This window comes from Alcanivorax sp. HI0083, assembly GCF_001635175.1.
Genome location: NZ_LWFX01000995.1, coordinates 1 through 2,342, shown reverse-complemented (window position 1 = coordinate 2,342; position 2,342 = coordinate 1). Strand labels below are relative to the sequence as shown.

The window sequence follows — 2,342 nt, the reverse complement described above, 5'->3', positions numbered from 1 at the left end:
TTGCAGGTGATTCTGGGGGCGGTGTTGCTGGAGGTCTGGTCTACCTGGGTCATTCTGATTACCACCACCCTGTGTTTTGGTTGGCTGGCCTGGTACGGCCATCCGCTACCCATGCCACTGGATCACTCCGAGGGGCTGTTCAGTCTCTACATCGAAGGGATGATGATCTGCTTTGTGCTCAATGGTGGTTTGCTGGTGATCTTTATCAATCGCATTACCCGCAACCGCCGGCAACGCGATGAACACCTGGCGGAGTTGCGCCAGCGGGCGGCGGAAGAAGAGCACATTGTGCGCATGGGGCTGCTGGCCTCCGGCGCAGCCCATGAGCTGGGTACGCCGCTGGCGACCCTGTCGGTGATTCTGGGTGACTGGAAACATATGGAACCGTTCAAGAGTGACGGGGACATGGCCCAGGAAATTGCCGAAATGCAGACACAGGTATTGCGTTGCAAGTCCATTGTCAGCGGTATTCTGTTATCGGCGGGCGAGGCTCGCGGGGAATCGTCGGAGGAAACCTCGGTACGCGAGTTCCTCGATGATCTGGTCGACGAGTGGCGTGAAACCCGGCCGGTGAAGGGCTTTGTCTATAGCAATGATTTTGGTGAGGATCTGAGCATCGTGTCGGACTCTGCACTCAGGCAGAGTATTCACAACGTATTGGATAATGCCCTGGAGGCCTCACCTAATTGGGTGAGCCTGGATGTGCACCGCGAAGAAGAAACCTTGTTGGTGTCCGTGACAGATCGAGGGCCGGGTTTTCCGCAGTCGATGCTCGATAATCTGGGACGGCCTTATCAGTCCAGCAAGGGGCGGCCGGGCAGCGGTCTTGGATTGTTTCTGGTGATGAATGTACTGCGTACATTAGGTGGCAACCTGAGGGCGAGTAACTCGCCAGAGGGGGGCGCCCTGGTGACCCTGTCTCTGCCGCTGTCCGTGGTCGCGCTGGAGCAGGAAAAAGGAGGAGCCAACGGTGTCTGATGAACAGCAGTCTGAAAGGCTGCTACTGATTGTCGAAGATGATGAAGCCTTTGCCCGTACCCTGACCCGTTCGTTTGAACGGCGTGGTTATCGGGTGATTCATGCGGATAGTCTGGAATCGATGCAGGTTCTGCTGGAAAGCCATGAGCCCGGTTTTGCCGTGGTCGATCTGAAGCTCAAGGGGGATTCGTCCGGGCTGGCCTGTGTGCAGACCCTGCATGAGCACGATGAAGACATGCTGATCGTGGTGCTGACCGGTTACGCCAGCATTGCCACTGCCGTGGAAGCGGTGAAGTTGGGGGCGTGTCATTACCTGGCCAAACCATCCAACACCGATGACATAGAAGATGCCTTCAACCGCGCGGAAGGTAATACTGACGTGTCTCTTACCGCGCGCGCCACCGATTTGAAAACCCTGGAGTGGGAACGCATCCACGAAACCCTGGCAGAAACCGGGTTTAATATCTCCGAAACCGCCCGGCGCCTGGGGATGCACCGCCGCACCCTGGCCCGCAAGCTGGAAAAGCAGCGGGTGAAGTAGCCCTTCCCGTAGGAGCGTCGCTGGCGGCGCGATCCCATAAGGTCGTTAGCGCGCCGCCAGCGACGCTCCTACAAGAACAGGGTGGTCTGTCGAAAAGCGGCTATGACATTCGACTAGTCAGGGAAAGCTAATTTCATTCTAAGGAGAGATGCCATGTCCAAGATTCGTCTGAACCCCTATCTGAATTTTCCGGGCACCTGCCGTGAGGCGTTCGCGTTCTACGCCGACTGCCTGGGCGCGGATATCGTATTCCAGCTGACCATGGGCGAGTCGCCCATGGCGGACGAGGTGCCAAAGGAATCCCATCACCATATCTGTCATGTTTGTCTGCAGGGTGATGGGATTGTGCTGATGGGGTCTGATTGCCCGCCAGAGTATTTTGAAAAAGCCCAGGGGACCACGCTGAGTGTGCAGGCTGATAGTGTGAAAGAGGCGGAAACCCTGTTTGCGGCGCTGGCGGAAGGGGGCGAAATTAAAATGCCCATGGAAGAAACGCCCTGGGCGGAACGCTTTGGGATGTGTAACGACCGCTTCGGCATTCCCTGGATGGTGAATTTTGATGGCAGCAAGGCCGCTTACGAAACTTGAGGCCAGGCCTTGCCTGTCAGTGCAATTCTTCCGGCGGCGGCGTGTAACGGTGGGGCGGTAATTCTACCCGTTGGGTGATGCCGCCCTGCACCACGGTGCGCCCTTCGTAACGCTCTCCACCGGTGACGGTGAATTCAAACCGGTAAATGCGGGTAATGCGGCGTTTGCCGTGGTGGTCTTTGCTCAGGGTCAGCTTTTCCAGGCCCACACTCTCATCCAGAAATTCCAGTTGTTC

At 57.3% G+C, this 2,342-nt stretch carries 4 protein-coding genes; 3 read left to right on the top strand and 1 reads right to left on the bottom strand.

What is annotated here, in order from left to right:
- The 3 genes from A3754_RS12010 to A3754_RS12000 all read left to right on the top strand — a co-directional run.
- Nucleotides 1-978 (top strand): HAMP domain-containing sensor histidine kinase (locus A3754_RS12010; protein WP_063519876.1); only part of this gene is annotated, 978 nt, incomplete at its 5' end.
- A complete protein-coding gene (locus A3754_RS12005; protein ID WP_063519875.1) occupies nt 971-1,519 on the top strand; it encodes a response regulator transcription factor in 549 nt (182 codons plus the stop codon). The genes A3754_RS12010 and A3754_RS12005, both read left to right, overlap by 8 nt.
- A gap of 153 nt (nt 1,520-1,672) precedes the next feature.
- The gene (locus A3754_RS12000; RefSeq protein ID WP_063519874.1) at nt 1,673-2,107 is read left to right on the top strand and encodes a VOC family protein; all 435 of its coding nucleotides are present in this window, start codon (nt 1,673-1,675) and stop codon (nt 2,105-2,107) included.
- 16 nt (nt 2,108-2,123) lie between these two features.
- Here A3754_RS12000 and A3754_RS11995 read toward each other — a convergent pair.
- A partial coding sequence (locus A3754_RS11995; RefSeq protein WP_156496962.1) for a DUF3301 domain-containing protein occupies nt 2,124-2,342 on the bottom strand: 219 nt, incomplete at its 5' end.

Coding starts and splice junctions, on each gene's coding strand:
- A3754_RS12000 (WP_063519874.1), top strand. CDS start 1,673: ATGTCCAAGATTCGTCTGAACCCCTATCTGAATTTTCCGGGCACCTGC.